Annotated in this window: 21 protein-coding genes, 1 pseudogene and 1 riboswitch; of the genes and pseudogenes, 6 read left to right on the top strand and 16 right to left on the bottom strand. The window is 60.2% G+C overall.

Translation table 11 applies throughout. From position 1 onward, the window contains the following. The coding region (locus tag AC1DLB_RS02385; RefSeq protein WP_477784553.1) for a hypothetical protein at positions 1–441 on the top strand (441 nt) is incomplete at its 5' end. On the opposite strand, the gene AC1DLB_RS02380 is transcribed toward AC1DLB_RS02385, so the two are convergent. Beyond that, complete coding sequence (locus tag AC1DLB_RS02380; protein WP_477784552.1) at positions 364–1,413, bottom strand: hypothetical protein; 1,050 nt, start codon at positions 1,411–1,413, stop codon at positions 364–366. The genes AC1DLB_RS02385 and AC1DLB_RS02380 overlap by 78 nt on opposite strands. A gap of 485 nt (positions 1,414–1,898) precedes the next feature. Between AC1DLB_RS02380 and AC1DLB_RS02375 the strand changes: the two are divergent. The 3 genes and pseudogenes from AC1DLB_RS02375 to AC1DLB_RS02365 all read left to right on the top strand — a co-directional run. Beyond that, positions 1,899–2,020 (top strand): annotated as a pseudogene (locus AC1DLB_RS02375) (phosphatidylcholine/phosphatidylserine synthase); the annotation flags it as partial. Between the two features lie 410 nt (positions 2,021–2,430). Beyond that, entirely contained in the window at positions 2,431–2,913 is a 483-nt protein-coding gene (locus AC1DLB_RS02370) for a hypothetical protein (RefSeq protein ID WP_007936111.1), read from the top strand. 146 nt (positions 2,914–3,059) lie between these two features. After that, positions 3,060–4,328: an OmpP1/FadL family transporter gene (locus AC1DLB_RS02365; protein ID WP_064619339.1), complete on the top strand. Its 1,269-nt coding sequence runs from the start codon at positions 3,060–3,062 to the stop codon at positions 4,326–4,328. A gap of 89 nt (positions 4,329–4,417) precedes the next feature. Here the strand turns inward: AC1DLB_RS02365 and AC1DLB_RS02360 are convergent, their stop codons facing one another. The 14 genes from AC1DLB_RS02360 to cobO all read right to left on the bottom strand — a co-directional run bounded on the left by AC1DLB_RS02360 (position 4,418) and on the right by cobO (position 15,920). Next, a complete protein-coding gene (locus AC1DLB_RS02360; RefSeq protein WP_305411662.1) occupies positions 4,418–4,969 on the bottom strand; it encodes a glutathione peroxidase in 552 nt (183 codons plus the stop codon). 71 nt (positions 4,970–5,040) lie between these two features. Further along, positions 5,041–5,163 (bottom strand): hypothetical protein, encoded by a 123-nt coding sequence (locus AC1DLB_RS02355; protein ID WP_007936107.1) that lies wholly within the window; start codon positions 5,161–5,163, stop codon positions 5,041–5,043. Then, positions 5,160–6,368, bottom strand: coding sequence for an MFS transporter (locus AC1DLB_RS02350; RefSeq protein ID WP_477744267.1), 1,209 nt, complete (start codon positions 6,366–6,368; stop codon positions 5,160–5,162). Before AC1DLB_RS02350 ends, AC1DLB_RS02355 begins: the two co-directional genes overlap by 4 nt. 52 nt (positions 6,369–6,420) lie before the next feature. Then, on the bottom strand, positions 6,421–6,825 hold the full coding sequence (locus AC1DLB_RS02345; RefSeq protein ID WP_477744266.1) for a MarR family winged helix-turn-helix transcriptional regulator: 405 nt from the start codon (positions 6,823–6,825) through the stop codon (positions 6,421–6,423). Between the two features lie 254 nt (positions 6,826–7,079). Then, positions 7,080–7,811, bottom strand: coding sequence for an adenosylcobinamide-GDP ribazoletransferase (locus AC1DLB_RS02340; protein ID WP_477744265.1), 732 nt, complete (start codon positions 7,809–7,811; stop codon positions 7,080–7,082). Positions 7,812–7,813: 2 nt separating this feature from the next. Continuing rightward, positions 7,814–8,389, bottom strand: a complete 576-nt coding sequence (gene cobC / locus AC1DLB_RS02335; protein WP_477744264.1) for an alpha-ribazole phosphatase family protein — start codon at positions 8,387–8,389, stop codon at positions 7,814–7,816. After that, positions 8,386–9,441, bottom strand: a complete 1,056-nt coding sequence (gene cobT, locus AC1DLB_RS02330) for a nicotinate-nucleotide--dimethylbenzimidazole phosphoribosyltransferase (protein ID WP_477744263.1) — start codon at positions 9,439–9,441, stop codon at positions 8,386–8,388. The genes cobC and cobT overlap by 4 nt, the downstream gene beginning before the upstream one ends. Further along, positions 9,438–9,959 (bottom strand): bifunctional adenosylcobinamide kinase/adenosylcobinamide-phosphate guanylyltransferase, encoded by a 522-nt coding sequence (gene cobU / locus AC1DLB_RS02325; RefSeq protein WP_018925133.1) that lies wholly within the window; start codon positions 9,957–9,959, stop codon positions 9,438–9,440. The genes cobT and cobU overlap by 4 nt, the downstream gene beginning before the upstream one ends. A gap of 42 nt (positions 9,960–10,001) precedes the next feature. Further along, entirely contained in the window at positions 10,002–11,453 is a 1,452-nt protein-coding gene (locus AC1DLB_RS02320; protein WP_018925132.1) for a cobyric acid synthase, read from the bottom strand. Next, a complete protein-coding gene (gene cobD / locus AC1DLB_RS02315) occupies positions 11,450–12,442 on the bottom strand; it encodes a threonine-phosphate decarboxylase CobD (RefSeq protein ID WP_477744262.1) in 993 nt (330 codons plus the stop codon). The genes AC1DLB_RS02320 and cobD overlap by 4 nt, the downstream gene beginning before the upstream one ends. Then, positions 12,435–13,343 (bottom strand): adenosylcobinamide-phosphate synthase CbiB, encoded by a 909-nt coding sequence (gene cbiB, locus AC1DLB_RS02310; protein ID WP_018925130.1) that lies wholly within the window; start codon positions 13,341–13,343, stop codon positions 12,435–12,437. The genes cobD and cbiB overlap by 8 nt, the downstream gene beginning before the upstream one ends. Further along, positions 13,340–13,990: a 5,6-dimethylbenzimidazole synthase gene (bluB, locus tag AC1DLB_RS02305; protein WP_477784551.1), complete on the bottom strand. Its 651-nt coding sequence runs from the start codon at positions 13,988–13,990 to the stop codon at positions 13,340–13,342. Before bluB ends, cbiB begins: the two co-directional genes overlap by 4 nt. Next, positions 13,987–15,312 carry a cobyrinate a,c-diamide synthase gene (locus AC1DLB_RS02300; protein ID WP_477744261.1) on the bottom strand — a complete coding sequence of 442 codons (1,326 nt, stop codon included), beginning with the start codon at positions 15,310–15,312 and terminating at the stop codon, positions 13,987–13,989. The genes bluB and AC1DLB_RS02300 overlap by 4 nt, the downstream gene beginning before the upstream one ends. Continuing rightward, positions 15,309–15,920: a cob(I)yrinic acid a,c-diamide adenosyltransferase gene (gene cobO / locus AC1DLB_RS02295; RefSeq protein ID WP_007936078.1), complete on the bottom strand. Its 612-nt coding sequence runs from the start codon at positions 15,918–15,920 to the stop codon at positions 15,309–15,311. Before cobO ends, AC1DLB_RS02300 begins: the two co-directional genes overlap by 4 nt. A gap of 81 nt (positions 15,921–16,001) precedes the next feature. Continuing rightward, positions 16,002–16,235: riboswitch (cobalamin riboswitch) on the bottom strand. Between the two features lie 154 nt (positions 16,236–16,389). Between cobO and AC1DLB_RS02290 the strand changes: the two genes are divergently transcribed. Next, complete coding sequence (locus tag AC1DLB_RS02290; RefSeq protein ID WP_018925127.1) at positions 16,390–16,974, top strand: hypothetical protein; 585 nt, start codon at positions 16,390–16,392, stop codon at positions 16,972–16,974. 68 nt (positions 16,975–17,042) lie between these two features. Beyond that, the gene (locus AC1DLB_RS02285) at positions 17,043–18,356 is read left to right on the top strand and encodes a PQQ-dependent sugar dehydrogenase (protein WP_138866096.1); all 1,314 of its coding nucleotides are present in this window, start codon (positions 17,043–17,045) and stop codon (positions 18,354–18,356) included. A gap of 128 nt (positions 18,357–18,484) precedes the next feature. On the opposite strand, the gene AC1DLB_RS02280 is transcribed toward AC1DLB_RS02285, so the two are convergent. Next, entirely contained in the window at positions 18,485–19,021 is a 537-nt protein-coding gene (locus tag AC1DLB_RS02280; RefSeq protein ID WP_064619367.1) for a C40 family peptidase, read from the bottom strand. Positions 19,022–19,039 lie beyond the last annotated feature (18 nt).

Here is a 19,039-nt window from a genome sequence, read left to right as displayed (position 1 = left end):
GGCATCCGCTTCGTTCCCCTCGATTGTCTGTGCCAACCTTCGGAATCCGTCGCGCAACGGCCCAAGCCGCTCGCATGCAACACTCGCCAGCCCCGCCAAAGCCGCCGGGCTGGTGAAGTCGACGTCTACCAAGTCCGTCCCATGCACCTCACCCAGGCAAGTGCGCAGGCTGACCGGCGTGAACATGCGCCTGGCCTCTCCCCCGGTCTCTGCCCCGAGGAAGCTGGAAAAGATTTGCCTATTAGTCTTCATCAGTGCATTGGATATATGGAGGAATTGTTTTTCTTCTTGGCTTTTTTCTTTTTCTTGAACAAAGAACCAAGTGCCTTGCGAATTCGCTTTAACATAGAGCCCCCTAAATTTTCATTGCAGGTATCGATGAATGGCGCGTGCTACGACATCACTGCCAAGGTCGGTAAAGTGCGCGCGATCAACGTATAACCATTCATCATCCGGACGCTCTCTAAAATCATCGATCAAACTGGCAAATCGAATACCCAAGTCATGACAACCGTTGGCCAGACTATCGGCGTAATATTCCGCGACCGTGGGGGCGGATATATCGCCATATAAATGCTGCCAGGTACCAAACCGGGAAATCTGATCAAGCTCATTAAACAGCTTCTGTTCTTCGGCACACGGCGTTCTTACCCAAGTCGCCAAGGGCTGGAGAACAAACGTAAGTTCTGCACCCAAAGAATCCGCGAGGCGTTTCCAGGTAGTCAGACAATTCATGGTGTCTTGCAGAGCGCGTACCAGAGTTTGCGAAACAGGCGGAACCTCAGTCGTTTCGGCCGGCCATTTTGGAAGTTTTCCAGGCGGCAGTTCTGCACCATTTTCCTCAGCAATTTCATCAAACTTTTCGTAATAGTCACCGCAGAAGTAGAACGGTGGCAGATCACCTCGAATGAACTCAGGAAGACGCGCCATGACCAGAGTATTGAAGCCGCCCATGATCACGATGCGTCGCACTTTGGGCAGTCGATGAGCATGCAGCACGAACAGCATCAATTCCTGGGTCGCATTAAAGGTATGCCCCGCGAAATTCAGCCATGGCGTAGCATCGGGATCATGCGTGGACAGGCGGCTCGCTACCGAGGCGGCATCACTGGAAGCCCCGTAACCCAAGGCTGACGAGGCCCCGACCAGTAAATTCACCTCTGATAGCGTGCTGGCCTCGAGGGTGCCGACACTGACCGGCCGACCTTGCGCATCATAGGCCAGGCGAAATCCGAGCCGATCGGTATTGATCGCTTCCGAACGGTAATCGGCGGCATTGAAACCCATCACATAAGGCAAGTACTGGGAACGACTGCGACTGGCGAATTGATCGYAGGTGAGCATCTGGGGTGTTAACTTCACACGTTCCAGACTGGGATCATCCAGCGCAATGCGCTTGCGTCTTTTAAACATGGCCAAGCCACTCCTTTAGCGAGAATCGGAATTCCATTTGATCAGCCAACTTTTTTTGGGACGAACGTCTATTTCGATTATTCAATATCGAAAGTGCGAACCTGCCAATAACGGCCCACAGCAAGCCAGGCACCATAAGTTTGGGATATCAACAATCCAAACTGTTAGATGCATGAAGGTCGAAATTAATTAAAACCGTGCGCGAGCAAAATAATTCACAGCACAATGCGACGAGGCGGGAAATTCAGTGATGATTTTTGCGAGGTGCAATTTGAAGGTATTGCAGACTGCAATACGCTGATACGGATAGCTTCCATGCATTGTATCTTCCTTCTTACTTTTATTCTTTTTTGGCCCATCCGAGGGGCTCATGCGATCGATTCTAGACATTGGATCCCAAATGTCAAATGAAGCACCTGCATTTTATCCAAGAAAAAAAATATTCATGAAAAGGCGCGTAAATCAACAAACCCTATGAATGCCCGGTCAAGTTGCCTGACGACACCCTGCTGCTGGCCGTGTCGCTGATTCTGGTGCCGTCGCTGTTTGCTTTGGCAATGTCAACATGAAGAGCAAGGACAACTCCTTCCAGGGCTTCGCCGCCACGTAGAACGTGGTTGCACTGTGCCTTTACATCATCGACCTGTCGCCGTCGCGTACGCCGGCTCCTGAGCACCTTCCTCCAAAACACCCCCATAGAGTGAGTCGCGTCTGCACCGTCCAAGGCCTTCCAGGCCAAGGACGGTAAGGCGGCTCCGCTTAGGTGAACAGCATCACCCTGAAAAGCGGGGTTTTTATCGCCCGATATTTCTCTTTTAGCCGCCATTGCCTAAGCACCAACCGATATAACGTTTATAACTCGAAGCCGGAAATATTTTAAAAACAGTCCTTTACAGCAAAATAATGACACTACACTTCAACTCAAGCGGCTTGATCCGCTTACGGCGAGCCTGATTCGATCCACAGCTGCCAAGGCCTCTTCAGGTATCGCCGACCACTTGATGTTTCGAGGGCTTTATGGGTATCGCTGCCAGCGAACTGTGCCGTTATGTGATCCGTCCGACATTGATCTACCTCGGGCGCCATAGCGCGACTGCCGAATCCCTGCTGCTGGGCATCGCCGCCAGTCAGTCAGCCCTTGGTTCAGCCCTGCATGACCGCCGTGGACACGGCTTGTACCGGATCGCCGAGCCCCGCCACCAGGCCCTCTGGGATCACTACCTGGCCCTGGACCCGGAGCGGGCGAGCCTGGTTCGCGGCCTGGCCAGCCAGCATGCTTTTCTCAGCGGGCCGCACCTGGAATTGACCGTCAACCTGCGTTACGCCACAGCCATCGCCTGGCTGCTGGTAGAAGAACAGAACACTCCCCTCCCCGCCTCCGATGACTTGCTGGGAATGGCCCGAATCTGGCGCCAGACCTTCCAGCCCCAAGGTCGTTTGCGAGACTTCACCTACGCCTGGCAAACCTGTGTTTCATCGTTGAATCAGGTCGCCTGCTGATTCACCCATTTCAGAAGATCGCCCAACAGGTCGCGATTTTGGTCGGATTGTCCTACAAAACCGCTCTAAATCAAGCAATACAGGCTATGGCGCCCGGACGAAAATGTTGGTAATTTTCGCTCCGGTGATCACCAGGAGTTCTAATAATGAAAAAAGTAATGCTCAAAACCACCCTTAGCCTCGCCGTTGCCTTGGCATCCACCCAGATCTTCGCCAGTGGCTTTGCCCTCAACGAACAAAGCATCAGCGGGATGGGGACAGGTTTTGCCGGGCGATCTTCTTCTGCCGACGACGCATCCACTGTTTTTGGTAACCCTGCCGGCATGTCTCGCCTCAAGCGCGAACAGGTGACCGGCGGTGTTGCATTTATCGACGCGCACGCTGACATCAGTGATGCCAGCTCCAGCCCGAATGGTGGTACCAACAAAGGTGACATGGTCCCTTTCATGGGCGTGCCCATGGGCTACTACGTAAAGCCACTCGATGACCAGTGGGCAGTCGGTTTCGGCGTCTATGCTCCATTCGGTCTGGTGACCGACTACGAGAACGGCTTCGCCGGCCGTTACTTCGGCAGTAAAAGCGAAGTCAAAATCGTGACTCTCCAGCCAACCATCAGCTATGCCTTCAACGACAAGGTGTCGATCGGTTTCGGTCCGACCATCAACCGCATTGACGGCACCCTGGAATCGAACCTGTCACTAAACCCGCGCGCAGCGGACGGTAACGTCAAGATCAAAGGTGACGACACCGCGCTGGGGTACAACATCGGCATCTTGGTACAAGCGACCGACAGCACTCGCGTTGGCCTGACCTACCACTCGAAAGTGAAGTACAAGCTCGAAGGTGACACCAAGGTCAACTACAGCCTCCTCGGGGCTCTGGGTCAGAACCCTAACCAGAAGTACGATGCATCCCTGGACATAACGACTCCTGAATCGGTTGATATCTCGCTCACTCATCAACTGGATGACAAGTGGACCCTCTACGCGGGCAGCACCTGGACTCGCTGGAGCCGCCTGAAAGAAATCAGCGTCGAAAACAGCGGCGTCCCTGCAGCCCTGAACAGCCGGTTTGGTACCATCACCGAAGAACAGAACTGGCATGACACCTGGGCTCACGCCATCGGTGCTTCGTACCAGTTGAACAAACAATGGGTTCTGCGTACCGGTCTGTCCGTCGACCAGGCACCAACCAACAACGAAAACCGCTCCCCGCGCATTCCGACTGGCGATCGCAAGATTTTCAGCCTGGGCGCAGGCTGGAGTCCGACCGACGACCTGACCATCGACGTAGCGTACTCGTACCTGCGCGAAGAGTCGGTCAAGGTCAACAACAGCAACGGCCGCCAGAGCTACAACGCCAAGTATGAAAACTGGGCAAACGGTTTCGGTGTAGGCGCGACCTACCGTTTCTGATCATTCACGGCGAACCTGAACCCCTCGCCGCCTGAATTGAAAAAGCCCCGCACTCTTGTACAGAGGCGGGGCTTTTTAGTGCGCGTCGATCAGGGCTTCGAGGCCAGGGCTTTCTCCACCGCCTCGATGAACTCGGGATTGTCGGGCTTGGTCAGGCTGGAGAAATTGGCGATCACGTTGCCTTGGCGATCGACCACGTATTTGTAGAAATTCCACTTCGGCGAACTGCTTTGCTCGGCAAGGACCTTGAACAAATGCGTGGCGTCATCGCCGCGGACTTTCTGCGGTTCGGTCATGGTGAAGGTCACGCCGTAATTCACGTAACAGACCTTGGCAGTCTCTGCACCATCCTTGGACTCTTGCCTGAAGTCATTGGATGGAACACCGACCACCTCAAGCCCTTGATCCTTGTAGCGCTGATACAGCGCCTCAAGACCTTTGAACTGCGGGGCGAAGCCACAGAAGCTTGCGGTATTGACCACCACCAACGGTTTGCCGGCGAAGCGCTGGCACAAATCGATGGATTCCTTGGCGCGCAGCTTCGGCAATGAGCCTTGCAACAGCTCCGGGCATTCTGCTGCCTGAGCCAGCCCGGAAAAAACCATCAGCAACGCAGGAACTGCAAGCCAGCGCATCGGCATGTCGGTGCATCCTTGAGCAATCGTCAGAACGCGAAACTACTCGCCTTCGCCGCTCGCTAGCAAGCAGCTCGCTAGCAAGCACCCATGCCCAGCTGCATCAATGCCAGCCCACCCTGATGCCAGCCCCACCAAACCAGGGCCAGCAGCAATACGCCGACGGCGATGGCTGCCATCCGCGGCCAAAGACTGTTCATGCGGCACTCACTTGGGTTTGCAGGCGCGCCACCGGCTGCTCGCGCACTGGCCAGTTCAGGGCCGCGGCCATCAGACTCAAGACAATCGCCACCTGCCAGATCAAGTCGTAGCTCCCGGTTCGGTCATACACCACCCCGCCCAACCAGCCGCCGAGGAACGAGCCCAGCTGGTGGAACAGGAAAACAATCCCGCCGAGCATGGACAGATTTCGGACACCAAACAAGGTTGCCACCGTGCCGTTGGTCAAGGGCACCGTCGACAGCCAGAGGAAACCCATGGCCATGCCGAACAAATAGGCCGTGACCTGAGTGACCGGTGCCCAGAGGAACAGTGCAATCACCACCGCCCGCAACAGATACAGAGCGGTGAGCAAGCGCGGTTTGGACATCCGTCCGCCGAGCCAGCCTGCGGTATAGGTACCGAAGATATTGAACAGCCCGATCAGCGCCAGCACCGTGGTGCCGACGGAGGCTGGCAGATGTTGATCCACCAGATACGCCGGCAAGTGCACACCGATGAACACCACTTGAAAACCGCAGACAAAAAAGCCGAACGCCAACAACCAGAACCCTGAATGGGAGCAGGCTTCGTGTAGCGCTTCAGAGAGGGTTTGCTCATGCCCGAGCACCGGCAACGGCTTGTCTTTAAGCATGCTCACCAGCGGCACGATCAGCGCCACCAGCARGCCCAGCACCAGCAATGCCGCAGACCAGCCCAGCCAGCCGATCAGCCCCAGCGTGCCGGGCAACATGGCGAATTGACCGAAGGAACCGGCAGCACTGGCGATCCCCATGCCCATACTGCGTTTTTCCGGTGGTACGGCACGGCCGACCACGCCAAGGATCACCGAGAACGAGGTGCCGGACAGACCGATACCGATCAACAACCCGGCGCTCAAGGACAAGGTCACCGCCGAATCGGACAACCCCATGAACATCAGGCCCAGGGCGTACAGAACACCACCGATCAACACCACCTTTGCGGCGCCAAAGCGGTCGGCCAATGCGCCGGTGAATGGCTGCGCCAGGCCCCAGATCAGGTTCTGYAGGGCAATGGCGAAGGCAAACACTTCGCGACCCCAGCCGAATTCGGCACTCATCGGCGCCAGAAACAACCCGAAGCCGTGTCGCACCCCCAGGGACAACGCCAGAATCAGCGCACTGCCCAACAGCACCCAACCGCACGTACGCCACATCGATGTCATTGTTGTTCTCCGGTAGCGGGTATATACCCGCTTAAGATCGAAAAAACTGGCCTCAAGCCAGTTCGTCCAGCAGTTTCAGCAAGGTTTCACGCTTCTCGGCACCCAGACGGTCGATCAACCGCTGCTGCGCCGCTTCCCAGGCCGGCAAGGCCGCCGCCAGACGTTCGCGCCCTGTCTCGGTGAGCAGGACGATGCGATTGCGCATGTCTTCGCCCTCGACCAGCGTCACCAGACCTTCACCTTCCAGCACCCGTAGATTGCGCCCCAGGGTGCTGCGATCCAGGCCCATGGCCTCGGCCAGTGTCGAGATGCTCGGCTGATCCAGACGCTGCAGGTTGCACAGCAGAGAATACTGGGCAACGTTGATCCCGAAGCCGCCGAGCGCGCCGTCGTAATGCCTGCTGACGCCACGAGCGGCGCGACGCAGGTTAGTGCACAAACATTGAGAAGGAAGCATGGTGCGTGTATATACCCGCGGTTAAATGAAAGCAAATATTTCGACACATTTTACCTGTAACAGCTGGCGAAGCCTGCGTTCGGCTGCGCAGCAGTCGTAAAATCAGAACTTGCGGCGCATCAGGCAGACCGCCTCAGCCGAACTCGCGACCGCTTCGCAGCCGAACGCAGCCTCGCGAGCTCGGCAGCTGCTACCAAGAGTGTGCTGCACCTGAATCCGCTTAGCGGGCTGACAAGCCTCGCTTCTACGGGGATTCAGAGCAGCGCCAACCCCACCAGCACCGCTACTTCCAGCAACTCCAGCAACGCCCCGGCAGTGTCGCCGGTCGTCCCGCCCAATCGCCGCATCATGACTTGCCGCAACCAGACAAACACCACAGCTGCCAGCGCAAGCGCCCACACACCGCTGAGGCCCGCGATCAACACACAGGCCACCGCACTGATCACCAACACCTGTTTCCCGGCCAAACGCGGCAGATGATCGGCCAGCGCCTGCCCCAATCCACCGCGACGCACGTAAGGTGTGGTCAGGAATAATCCCAACAGCGCGCTGCGGGCAATCAGTGGAACGATGATCAGCACTACGCTGTGCTGCTGCTCGATCAACGCCAGCAACGCGGCGAACTTGAGCAGCAACACCAGCACCAGCGTTACCACCGCGATCGGCCCGCTACGCGGGTCTTTCATGATCGTGAGAGTGCGCTCACGGTCGCCATAACCACCGAGCCACGCATCGGCGCTATCGGCCAGGCCATCCAGGTGCAACGCGCCACTGAGCAACACCCACACAGTCAATAACAGTGCGGCATGAAGCAACAACGGCGCGCCCTGCAACAGCCCATTCAGCGCCCACAGAATGGCGCCGAACAGCACGCCGACCAGCGGATAAAACAGCAGCGACCGGCCCAACTCCTCGGGCGTCGGCATGCCCGGCAGGCGAATCGGCAGGCTGCTGAGAAATTGCAGGGCGATCCAGAACGGCAACATGATCAGATCACTTCCCTTAACAAGGCGCCGGATTCAACCGTCAACGAGAACAACGCGCCATGGCCGACCTCAACGTTGAGCAATTGCTCACGCGGCAATCCGCGCGCTTGCGCCAGCAACAATCGCATGACGCCGCCATGACTGATCAGCAGGACCCGCTCACCCGCATAGGCCGCGTGCAACCGCTCAATGGCCGCCAACACCCGCGTCGAAAAGTCGGCAACCGGCTCACCATCAGGCGGCGTAAACGAATAGGGATCGGCCCAGAACAAGCCCAATGCCTCGGCACTGGTTTCCATCAGCGCCGCGGCGCTCTGCCCTTCCCAAGCGCCGAAGTGCAGCTCTTGCAGATCCTTTTCCAGCTGCACCGGCAACCCCAGTTGCGTCCCAAGCTCTTCAGCAAAGCGTGCACAACGCTGCAACGGCGAGCTGACCAAGCGATCCCAAGGGCCCTGCTCAACCACCGCAGCGCGCATCTGCTCCCAGCCCTTGCCGGTCAGCGCATCATCGAGGCTGCCGCGCAGGCCGCCACCGAGTTCGGTTTCGCCATGACGCAACAGGTCCAGGCGCAAGGTCATGCCGGGCGATCCGCCACTGCGGCTTCGGCGAATGTTGCCATCTGTCCGTGCAGGTCGCAGGCCAGGCGCAGCAATGGCACGGCCAACGCCGCACCACTGCCCTCGCCCAACCGCAGACCGAGGTCCAGCAACGGTTCGGCGTTCAGGGTTTCCAGCACATGGCGATGACCTGGCTCGGCACCACGATGACCGAACAGCAACCACTCACGACAGGCCGGATTCAGACGCACCGCCACCAGCGCGGCGACGCTGCAAATAAACCCGTCGACCAACACCGCGACACCTTCCTGAGCACAAGCCAGGTACGCGCCAACCAGCGCAGCGATTTCGAAACCGCCGAGGTTGAACAAGGTTTGCAGCGCATCGCCACGCTGAGCACCATGCAACGCCAAGGCGCGCTCGATGACCTGGGCTTTATGGCTGACACCCGCCGCGTTCAGGCCAGTGCCCGGTCCGGCCAGGTGCACCACCGGGCAATCGAGCAAAGCACAGGCCAAGGCGCCGGCCGCCGTGGTATTGCCGATGCCCATTTCGCCGCCGATGAACAACTGCGCGCCTGCCGCGATGGCGCGCTGCACACTGTCGCGACCAGCCTGCAAGGCGAGTTCGCCCTGGGCCTGAGTCATCGCCGGGCCCTGGACGAAATTCGCCGTGCCCGGGCCGACGTTCAGGTGACGCACACCCGGCAGATTCAATGACGGCGTAACGGTGCCGAGGTCGACTACTTCAAGGGACGCGCCCAACTGCCGCGCCAACACGCTGATCGCCGCGCCGCCGCTGACGAAGTTGTGCAGCATCTGTCCGGTGACTTCCTGCGGAAACGCCGACACCCCTTCGGCGACCACGCCATGGTCACCGGCAAAAATCGCGATCCACAGCTGATCGAGGGTCGGCTTGACCTGCCCCTGCAACCCGGCCAGTTGCACCGCCACCGCTTCGAGCTGGCCGAGGGAACCGGCAGGCTTGGTCAATTGCTGCTGACGCGCCTGCGCCTGTTCGACCACTTGTGCATCGATTGGCTTGCACGGGTTCAGCCACCAGGTGTGAGTCATAATGCAGTTCCTTTCAAAGTCAGGGGCAGGCCGGCGACGGTCAGGACGACACGTTGGCAGCGCTCGGCCAAGGCTTGATGCAGCCAACCGGCTTCATCGACATAGCGGCGAGTCAATTCGCCCAGCGGCACGACACCCATTCCGGTCTCGTTGCTGACAAAAATGATTTCACCCGGCAACGATGCCAGGCAGTCCAGCAGGGCCTCGCGCTCGGCCGACAGGCGCTCGGCGTTATCGAGCATCAGCAGATTGGTCAGCCACAGCGTCAGGCAATCCACCAGCAGGCAACGGTCGACGCCGGCGCTTTCGCGCAGTACGCGGGCCAGCTCCAGCGGTTCCTCGATCAACGCCCATTCGGCCGGACGACGGGCACGGTGATGGGCCACCCGCTCGTTCATTTCACCGTCCAGGGGTTGGCTGGTGGCGATGTAAGTGACGTGGAGCTGACTGTCAGTCGCCAGCTTTTCAGCCAGACGACTTTTGCCGGAGCGGGCGCCGCCGAGGATCAGTTGCAGCATGGTTCATTCCTTAAAATCTTCGATGAGGCCAGTGCAGCCACCTCAAAAACCGCAGAGTTCACGCAACAGCGAGGTATCCAGATGCTTCTCCACCAGATCCGCCAACCGCTCGATATCGCGCTCGCGCAACCCGTGGTAATCCACCTCCTGCACCTCCTGCAAACCAGCCCAACGCAACAGTGCACTGCACGCCGCCGGTGATTCGAACAGGCCATGCAGGTACGTACCGAAAATCTGCCCATCGGCACTTTGCGCACCATCGCTGCGACCATCGTCCAGCTGCACGGCGGCGTTTTCCAGCGCCGGCCCGGTGGTCACGCCGGCATGAATTTCATAGCCGCTGACCTGCGCATCTTCCAGCGCCAGACGCCCACGTACGTTGCGTAACTGCTTCTCTTCTTCGAGCTGCGTTTCGAACGCCAGCAAACCCAAACCGGCACTGGAACCCGGCGCGCCTTCGAGGCCCAGCGGGTCATGCACCTGCTCACCGAGCATTTGCAGGCCGCCGCAGATTCCCAGCACTTTGCCGCCGTAGCGCAAGTGCCGCGCGATCGCCGAGTCCCAGCCGTTGCTCCGCAGGTACGCGAGGTCGCTGCGTACGCTTTTCGAACCCGGGAGGATCATCAGGTCGGCCGGTGGAATCGCCTGGCCAGGGCCGATGAATTGCAGGTCCACTTGCGGATGCAGGCGCAGTGGATCGAAATCGGTGTGGTTGCTGATGCGCGGCAGTACCGGCACCACCACGTTGAGTACTTGATCGGCCTTGTCGGTCTGACGTTGATCGAGGCCGTCCTCGGCCTCAAGATGCAGGTCCATCACATAAGGCAACACGCCGATCACTGGTTTGCCGGTGCGCGCTTCCAGCCAGTCCAGCCCCGGTTGCAGCAAGGCGATATCGCCGCGAAAACGGTTGATGATGAAGCCTTTGACCCGCGCCTGTTCGCTCGGCGACAGCAGCTCCAGCGTACCGACCAAATGCGCGAAAACTCCGCCGCGATTGATGTCGGCAATCAGCACCACCGGGCAGTCCACCGCCTCGGCAAACCCCATGTTGGCGATGTCGCCGGCGCGCAGGTTGATCTCGGCCGGCGAGCCCGCCCCTTCAACCATCACCAGCGGATACGCCGCGCTCAGCCGTTCATGGGAGGCCAGCACCGCCTGCATGGCGATGGCTTTGTAGTCGTGATAGGCGACCGCATTCATGGTGGTGACGGCGCGGCCATGGATGATCACTTGGGCGCCGGTATCACTGTTGGGTTTAAGCAGCACCGGGTTCATGTCGGTGTGCGGTTCAAGGTTTGAAGCCTGGGCCTGCACCGCCTGAGCGCGACCTATCTCGCCACCGTCGGCGGTCACCGCACTGTTGAGGGCCATGTTCTGCGGCTTGAACGGCACCACGCTCACGCCTTGGCGCGTGACCCAGCGACACAGTGCCGTCACCAGTGTGCTTTTACCGGCATCGGATGTGGTGCCTTGCACCATCAACGTTGTCATGGGTTTTCCTTGGCATGGATTTGCAGGGCTTGTTCGAGGCGCGACCAGTCCGCTTCATCCGCAGGTAAACCAAAACGCAGGCTGCTGTTGTGGGTGAACAACCGCAGCAGAATGCCACGCCGGGCCATGAATTCATGCAGCGCTTGGGCGCGCTCGGTGATCAGCCACTGGAACAACGCGCAACCGCCCTGAGGTTTGAAACCATACCGCTCAAGCAGCAACGCCAGACGCTCGCCAGCTTCGTCAGTGCGAATGCGCTGTCGGGTGTGCCCGTCCGTATCCGTCAGGCACGCCTGGCCCAAGACGCGGGTCGGCCCACTGACCGCCCAAGGCCCGACCTGCGAGGCCAACAGTTTGAGCAACTTGCGCTCGGCCAGCACAAACCCGAGCCGCACACCGGCCAGGCCGAAAAACTTGCCGAAGGAACGCAGCACGATCAAGCCGATCTGGTTGGTGAACGGCGCCAGACTCAAATGCGGTGTGTTGTCCATGAACGCCTCGTCCACCACCAACCAGCCACCGCGCTGGGCCAGCCGCGCATGCCAATCCAGCAGGCGGGCCGGGGTCAGGCTCAGACCCGTGGGATTGTTCGGATTGACCACCACCAGCACGTCAAGGTTGTCGAGAAAGAAATCGACTTCCGACTCCAGGACTTCACGCACGACATAACCGTTGCGACGCCAGGCTTCGGCGTGCTCGGCGTAACACGGCGACAGCACGCCGACCTTGCCGGCCCTGCGCAAACGCGGCAGCAACTGAATCGCCATTTGCGAACCGGCCACGGGCAACACCTGGGCCGCACCGTAATAGTCGCAGGCGGCTTGCTCCAGACCGTCATCGGTTTCCGGCAAACGTGCCCAGGCCCGCAGCGGGATATCCGGAACCGGGAATGGCCAGGGCGCAAGACCACTGGACAGGTCGAGCCAATCGGCTTCGGCGATACCGTATTCAAGTGCTGCCTTGCGCAACCGGCCACCGTGTTCAAGCATAGAATTCAGCCCCCACGCAGAGAATCAGCAGCCATAACCATACCCCGCGCTGGACCAATTGCCAGCCACGGTCGATGGAATCGGCATCCGCCGGCACGCCTTCGCCCAACTGCGGACGCTGATGCAGTTCGCCGTGATAAATCGCCGCCCCGCCCAACTCGACACCCAACGCACCGGCACCAGCCGCCATCACAGGCCCGGCATTCGGGCTGTCCCAGGTCGGCCCCTGGGTGCGCCAGCATTTCAGCGCCAGTCGGGTTTTGCCCAACAGTGCGTAGGTCAACGCCACCAGGCGTGCAGGAATGTAGTTGAGGACATCGTCGATCTTTGCGGCAGCCCAGCCGAAACGCTCGAAGCGTTCGTTGCGATAACCCCACATCGCATCCAGGGTGTTGCTCAGACGATAGAGCACCACACCGGGCGCACCCGCCACGGCAAACCAGAACAGCGCGGCGAACACTGCATCGCTGCCGTTCTCCAACACCGATTCGGTGGCGGCGCGGGCGACTTCGGTTTTGTCCAGTTCGCTGGTCTGACGGCTGACCAGATAACCGACGCGTGTGCGCGCCTCAACCAGATCATCGCTGCGCAGGGCCTTGGCCACCGGCTCGACATGCTCGCCGAGGCTGCGCATGCCAAGCGCGCAATAGAGCGCGAGAATCTCGACGATCCAGCCAACATAAGGTGCCCAGGACAGCGCGGTGACCAGCAAGGTCAGCGGCACGACCGCCATCACCCAGGCCGTCACCCCGTGACTGCGCCAACCGCGGCCAGCGGAGTTGAAACGTTGTTCGATGCGATCGGCAAAACGACCGAACGCCACCAGCGGATGCCAGCGTTTGGGTTCACCCAGCAGCGCATCCAGCGCGACCGCGGCGACACTCAACAACGCCACACTCATTGACTCACTCCCCAATAATTTTCATACAGCAACTCGTTGAGCGGACGCGCTTGCGCCCAGCCTTCGAGTACCAGCATCGGCGCTGGATAGAATTCCTTGACCGGCCCCAGGCAAAGAACGGCCAAAGGCTTGGCCCCGACCGGTAAACCCAACAGGTTCGCCAAGGCTTGCGGTTCGAACAGCGACACCCAGCCCATRCCCAGGCCTTCGGCGCGGGACGCCAGCCAAAGGTTCTGGATGGCACAGGACAGCGAGGCCATGTCCATTTCCGGCAACGTACGACGGCCGAAGATATRCCGTTCGCGATCGTCCATCAGCGCAGCGACCAGCACTTCGGCGCAGTCTTGGATGCCTTCGACCTTGAGCTTCATGAATTCGTCGGAGCGCTCGCCGAGGGCTTCGGCGGTGCGGACGCGCTCTTCCTCCACCAGTTGCTGGATCTGTCCGCGCAGCGCCCGGTCGCTGATGCGGATGAACCGCCAGGGCTGCATCAGGCCGACGCTCGGCGCCTGGTGCGCGGCTTCGAGCAGGCGCCTCAGTAACTCGGGCTCGACCGTGCCGCCGCTGAAGTGGCGCATGTCACGGCGTTCGCCGATGGCTCGGTAGACCGCATCGCGCTCGGCTTCGGAAAAGGCGTTTTCTGTCATGACCTGCTCGCGATGGCGGCTTCACGATCGGGTGCCAACAACGCAGCAATCGCCGCCGGATTGGACGGAAAATAAAAGTGCACATAAGAGGCCGTCATCCGCCCCTCACGATAAACCGCCTCCGCCCCTCGCCCGCCATTGGGGCTCAGGCCACGCGCAATCGGCTCAAGCTCGGTGCTGGTCAGCGAGTGGTGATAGGTGTGCCCACGCAGCAAACCTTCGGGCAGCTCCACCGCCTGCAAGGCCAACGCCGCCAAACGCTTCTGCATCACCGCATCACCGGTCAGCAAGCCAACCAATTCAGCGCGAGTACCCTCGACATCGGTCAACGAGTCCAGCAGGTACAACATGCCGCCACACTCGGCCAGCAACGGTTTGCCCGCCGAGTGATGCGCGCGGATGGCGGTCAGCATTGGCGTGTTTTGTGACAACGCCACATGGTGCAATTCAGGGTAACCGCCCGGCAGATAAAGGCTGTCTGCCGCCGGCAACTCGCGGTCGCGGATCGGCGAGAAGAAAGACAACTCGGCGCCCATCGCCCGCAGCAGATCCAGGCTCGCGCCGTAGGTAAATGCAAAGGCTTCGTCCCGGGCCACGGCAATCCGCACACCGGCCAGCAATGGTTCGGCGGCGATCACTTCAGGCGCGGCGAATTCCACGGCAGGCGGTAAAGCCACGTCGCAACTGCTGGCCAGCGAGGCGGCGGCTGCATCGAGGCGCAGATCGAGATCATTCAATTCGCTGGCCTGTACCAGGCCGAGGTGCCGACTCGGCAATTCGATGCCGGTCTCCCGGGACAACGCGCCGTACCAGCGCAAGCCTTCTGTCAGACTGCCTTCGAGCAATTGCGCATGACGCAGGGTGCCAACCCGGTTGGCCAACACACCGGCAAACGGCAAATCCGGCTGATAGCGCGCAAGCCCCAGGGCCAGTGCGCCAAACGTCTGCGCCATCGCGGTGCCGTCAATCACGCCGAGCACCGGCACACCGAAATGCCGCGCCAGGTCGGCACTGGACGGCGTACCGTCGAACAACCCCATGACGCCTTCGATGAGAATCAGGTCAGCTTCGCCAGCGGCTTCCCACAACAGGCGACGACTTTCCTGCTCGCCAACCATCCACATGTCCAGCTGATAGACCGGCGCACCGCTGGCGCGCTCGAGAATCATCGGGTCGAGAAAGTCCGGGCCGCATTTAAACACACGCACCTTGCGCCCCTGATTGCGGTGCAAGCGGGCGAGCGCGGCGGTGACGGTGGTCTTGCCCTGACCGGAGGCCGGYGCGGCAATCAGTACCGCCGGGCATTGACGTGGTTGATTCACAACTCGACGCCTTTTTGCGCCTTGATCCCGGCCTGGAAGGCGTGCTTGATCATGCCCATTTCGGTGACGGTGTCAGCCAGTTCGATCATCTCCGGTTTGGCGCCACGGCCAGTGACCACCACATGCTGCATCGGCGGACGGGCCTGCAAGTCGCTGAGCACCTGATCGAGATCGAGGTAACCGTGCTTGAGGGCGATGTTCAATTCATCGAGTACCACCAGGCCAATCGACGGATCGCTCAGCAGTTCGCGGGACACCGCCCACGCAGCTTCGGCGGCGGCGATGTCACGCTGGCGGTCCTGGGTTTCCCAGGTGAAGCCCTCGCCCATCACATGAAAACGCACCTGCTCCGGGAAACGCCGGAAGAACAGCTCCTCGCCAGTGCTGCTGCGCCCCTTGATGAACTGCACCACACCGCATTGCATGCCGTGGCCCATGGAGCGCGCAAGCATGCCGAACGCCGAACTGCTTTTGCCTTTACCGTTGCCGCTCAGCACCAGCAGCAGGCCGCATTCATTCGGCGAATTGGCGATGCGTTCGTCGATCACGGCTTTTTTGCGCAGCATGCGCGCCAGATGGCGTTCGTCACGATCAGGGGTATCAGTCATGGGGGAGCTCTCCGTTGAGGCTGGATAACGGCGGGCAGGCACAAGAATAGACGGCAAGAAGCCTGGCATCGCCCACCGTGATGCCGCTGAATGGATCAGGCCGGTCTCCGGGCTCATGAGCGGCTCGGGGCCAACTGCGCGCCTTCCCGCATCGTTCATCGACACAGTGGCATCAGGCGCAGTCTTCACTCATTTACCGTTGCGGGGGCAGCGCCGGGATCGTGATCATTCTTCGCTGGAAGAAATCCACTCACCGGCTTCCCTGTTTCACTCTGTCGACCAAGGCCACAGAGCACCTGAAACAAGCCGCGAAGGTTAGAGGGTTGGGGGTGGAGCGTCAATTAAAGACGGGACGCCTTCCGGCGAATAACTGCCGCTGATCAATTATCTGACGCCAATCTTGTGCCACACTGCCAGCAGTGATATCAAAGAGCCACAACCTCACAACACAATAACAAGGGTGAGCCACATGCAAGGCATGATCATCAGCAATCCGAAGCTGGAATTCCTGCGCCCGGTGCTGGAACGCTGGTTTGACTGTATCGACCGCTACAACGCCGTGCGCGGCGATAACGATACGCCTTACTGGTACGACGAAAACGCCAACCTCGGCCTGCTCTCTGCCGCAGCCTGGATGGCGGAAATGGTCACGCTGCAGCAAACACCGTCGCGCAAACAGACCGAAGAAGGCGAACGCAACGCCCGCGCCGATCTGTTTATCGCCACCAGCGAAGAACGCGCGTACCTGCAGGCCACCCAGCGCTGGCCGCGGGTCAACAACCTGAACCTGACCCAGGCACTGGCGGACATCACCAGCGACGCGAAGCGCATCAGCTACGCCAGCGACCTGAAACTCGGCTGCCTGTTTGTCGCCCCGCAAAAAGCCCAGCACAGCGCCACCCCGGAAGAACTCCAGGACATGCTCGACGACCTGCAAAAGGAGCACACCTGCGCCGTGGCCTGGTATTTCCCTTACGCCTACCGCAAGTTGCGCAATGAAGCCGGCAACTACCATCCGGGGATCGCCGTGCTGTTCAAGGAGGCCCGCGGCTGACCGGTTGAACCATCGGGTGTTTACGCTTCTCTATGATTACGTCAATGCATTCATAGGGAAGATCAGTAATGCGCAAACCCCAGCTCATTCTCATCATAGCGCTCGCCGGAGGGCTCGCCGCCTGTGGTGAAACCTCCAGCCTGCAAGTCTCGGACGGCACCGGACCGTCGCCCAAGCTGCCGGAACCGAACAAAACCCTGATCCCGACGGTGAACATCGCCCCGGCGATCGGCTGGCCTCAGGGTAAAAAACCCGTCGCCGCCGCAGGCACTCAAGTAGCAGCGTTTGCCGAAAACCTCGAACACCCGCGCTGGCTCTATGTGCTGCCCAACGGCGACGTACTGGTGGCCGAAACCAACGCGCCGTCCAAATCCGATGACAGCAATGGCATTCGCGGCTGGATCATGGGCAAAGTCATGGGCCGCGCCGGGGCTGGCGTCCCCAGCCCGAACCGCATCACTCTGCTGCGGGACAAGGACCACGACGGCGTCGCCGAAACCCGCACGGTGTTCCTGGAAAACCTCAACTCGCCTTTCGGCATGACCCTGGTTGGCAAAGACCTGTATGTCGCCGACACCGACCGTTTGCTGCGTTTTCACTATGAAAACGGCGAGACAGCGATCAAGTCACAGCCAATCAAAGTGGTCGATTTGCCGGGCGGCACGCGAAATCACCACTGGACCAAAAATGTCATCGCCAGCAAGGACGGCAGCAAGCTGTACGTCACCGTGGGCTCGAACAGCAACGTTGGTGAAAACGGCATGGATCAGGAGGAAGGTCGCGCGGCGATCTGGGAAGTCGATCGCGCCACCGGCAACCATCGAATCTTCGCCTCGGGGATTCGCAACCCGAACGGCCTGGCCTGGGAGCCACAAAGCGGCGCACTGTGGACCGCAGTCAACGAGCGTGACGAAATCGGCAGCGACCTGGTGCCGGACTACATCACTTCAGTGAAGGACGGCGGGTTCTATGGCTGGCCTTACAGCTATTACGGGCAACATGTCGATGTTCGCGTCGAGCCACAAAACCCTGATCTGGTCGCCAAGGCCATTGCACCGGACTACGCGGTGGGGCCCCATACCGCGTCGCTGGGCCTGACGTTCGCCGAAGGCAGCAAGTTGCCCGCGCCGTTCACCCAAGGCGCCTTCATCGGCCAGCATGGCTCGTGGAACCGTAAACCGCACAGCGGCTACAAAGTAATTTTCGTGCCGTTCAGCGCCGGCAAACCGAGCGGACAGCCGCTGGATGTGCTTACCGGCTTCCTCAACGACGAGGGAAAAGCCATGGGGCGGCCGGTGGGCGTGGTGATCGATCAGCAGGGCGGCTTGTTGGTGGCGGATGATGTGGGGAACAAGGTGTGGCGCGTTTCCGCGGCCAAGTAAAGTCTGTCCGTAGGAGCGAGGCTTGCCCGCGAAAGCGGTGTGTCAGTCGATATCAATGTTGACTGTGCTGCCGCCTTCGCGGGCAAGCCTCGCTCCTACAACTCCGCCAGAGCGATCATGACAAACCCCTAGGGATTATGTGCCAAGTGCTCGGGCTGCAGGACGCGCTTGGCGCTCAGGTAGGCTTTCTGCCAGTAAGCCTTGGACAAGCTGTCCAGCTTGACCGTGCCGCCCGTGGCTGGTGCATGGACGAAGCGCCCTTCGCCGACATAGATCCCGGCATGGCTGACCTGGGAGCCACCATTGGTGGCAAAGAAAATCAGGTCGCCGGTTTGCAGGCCTTCCTTGCCGACGTCGGGAGCCTGCATGCCGATCATCTCGCGTGTGGACCGCGGCAAGGAAATGCCTGCGACATCGCGATAGACGTAACCGATCAAACCGCTGCAATCGAACCCGGAATCCGGCGTGTTRCCGCCCCAACGATAAGGCGTCCCCACCAGACCGAGCGCGCGAAACAGCACGTCTTCTGCCGCAGGGGAAAAGGCTTGGGGAGAACCGAAAACAATCGGTGCGCGAACCACCGGCGCAGGTGGCGGTGTGCGGCTGGCGCAGGCGCTGAGCAGCGCAGCGAAGAACATGAGTGCGAGGCGGGCCGACATCGTCATAAACAGAACATCCTGATC

This window comes from Pseudomonas sp. 05N434 (assembly GCF_056396965.1).
This window is presented reverse-complemented; position numbering and strand designations above follow the sequence as displayed.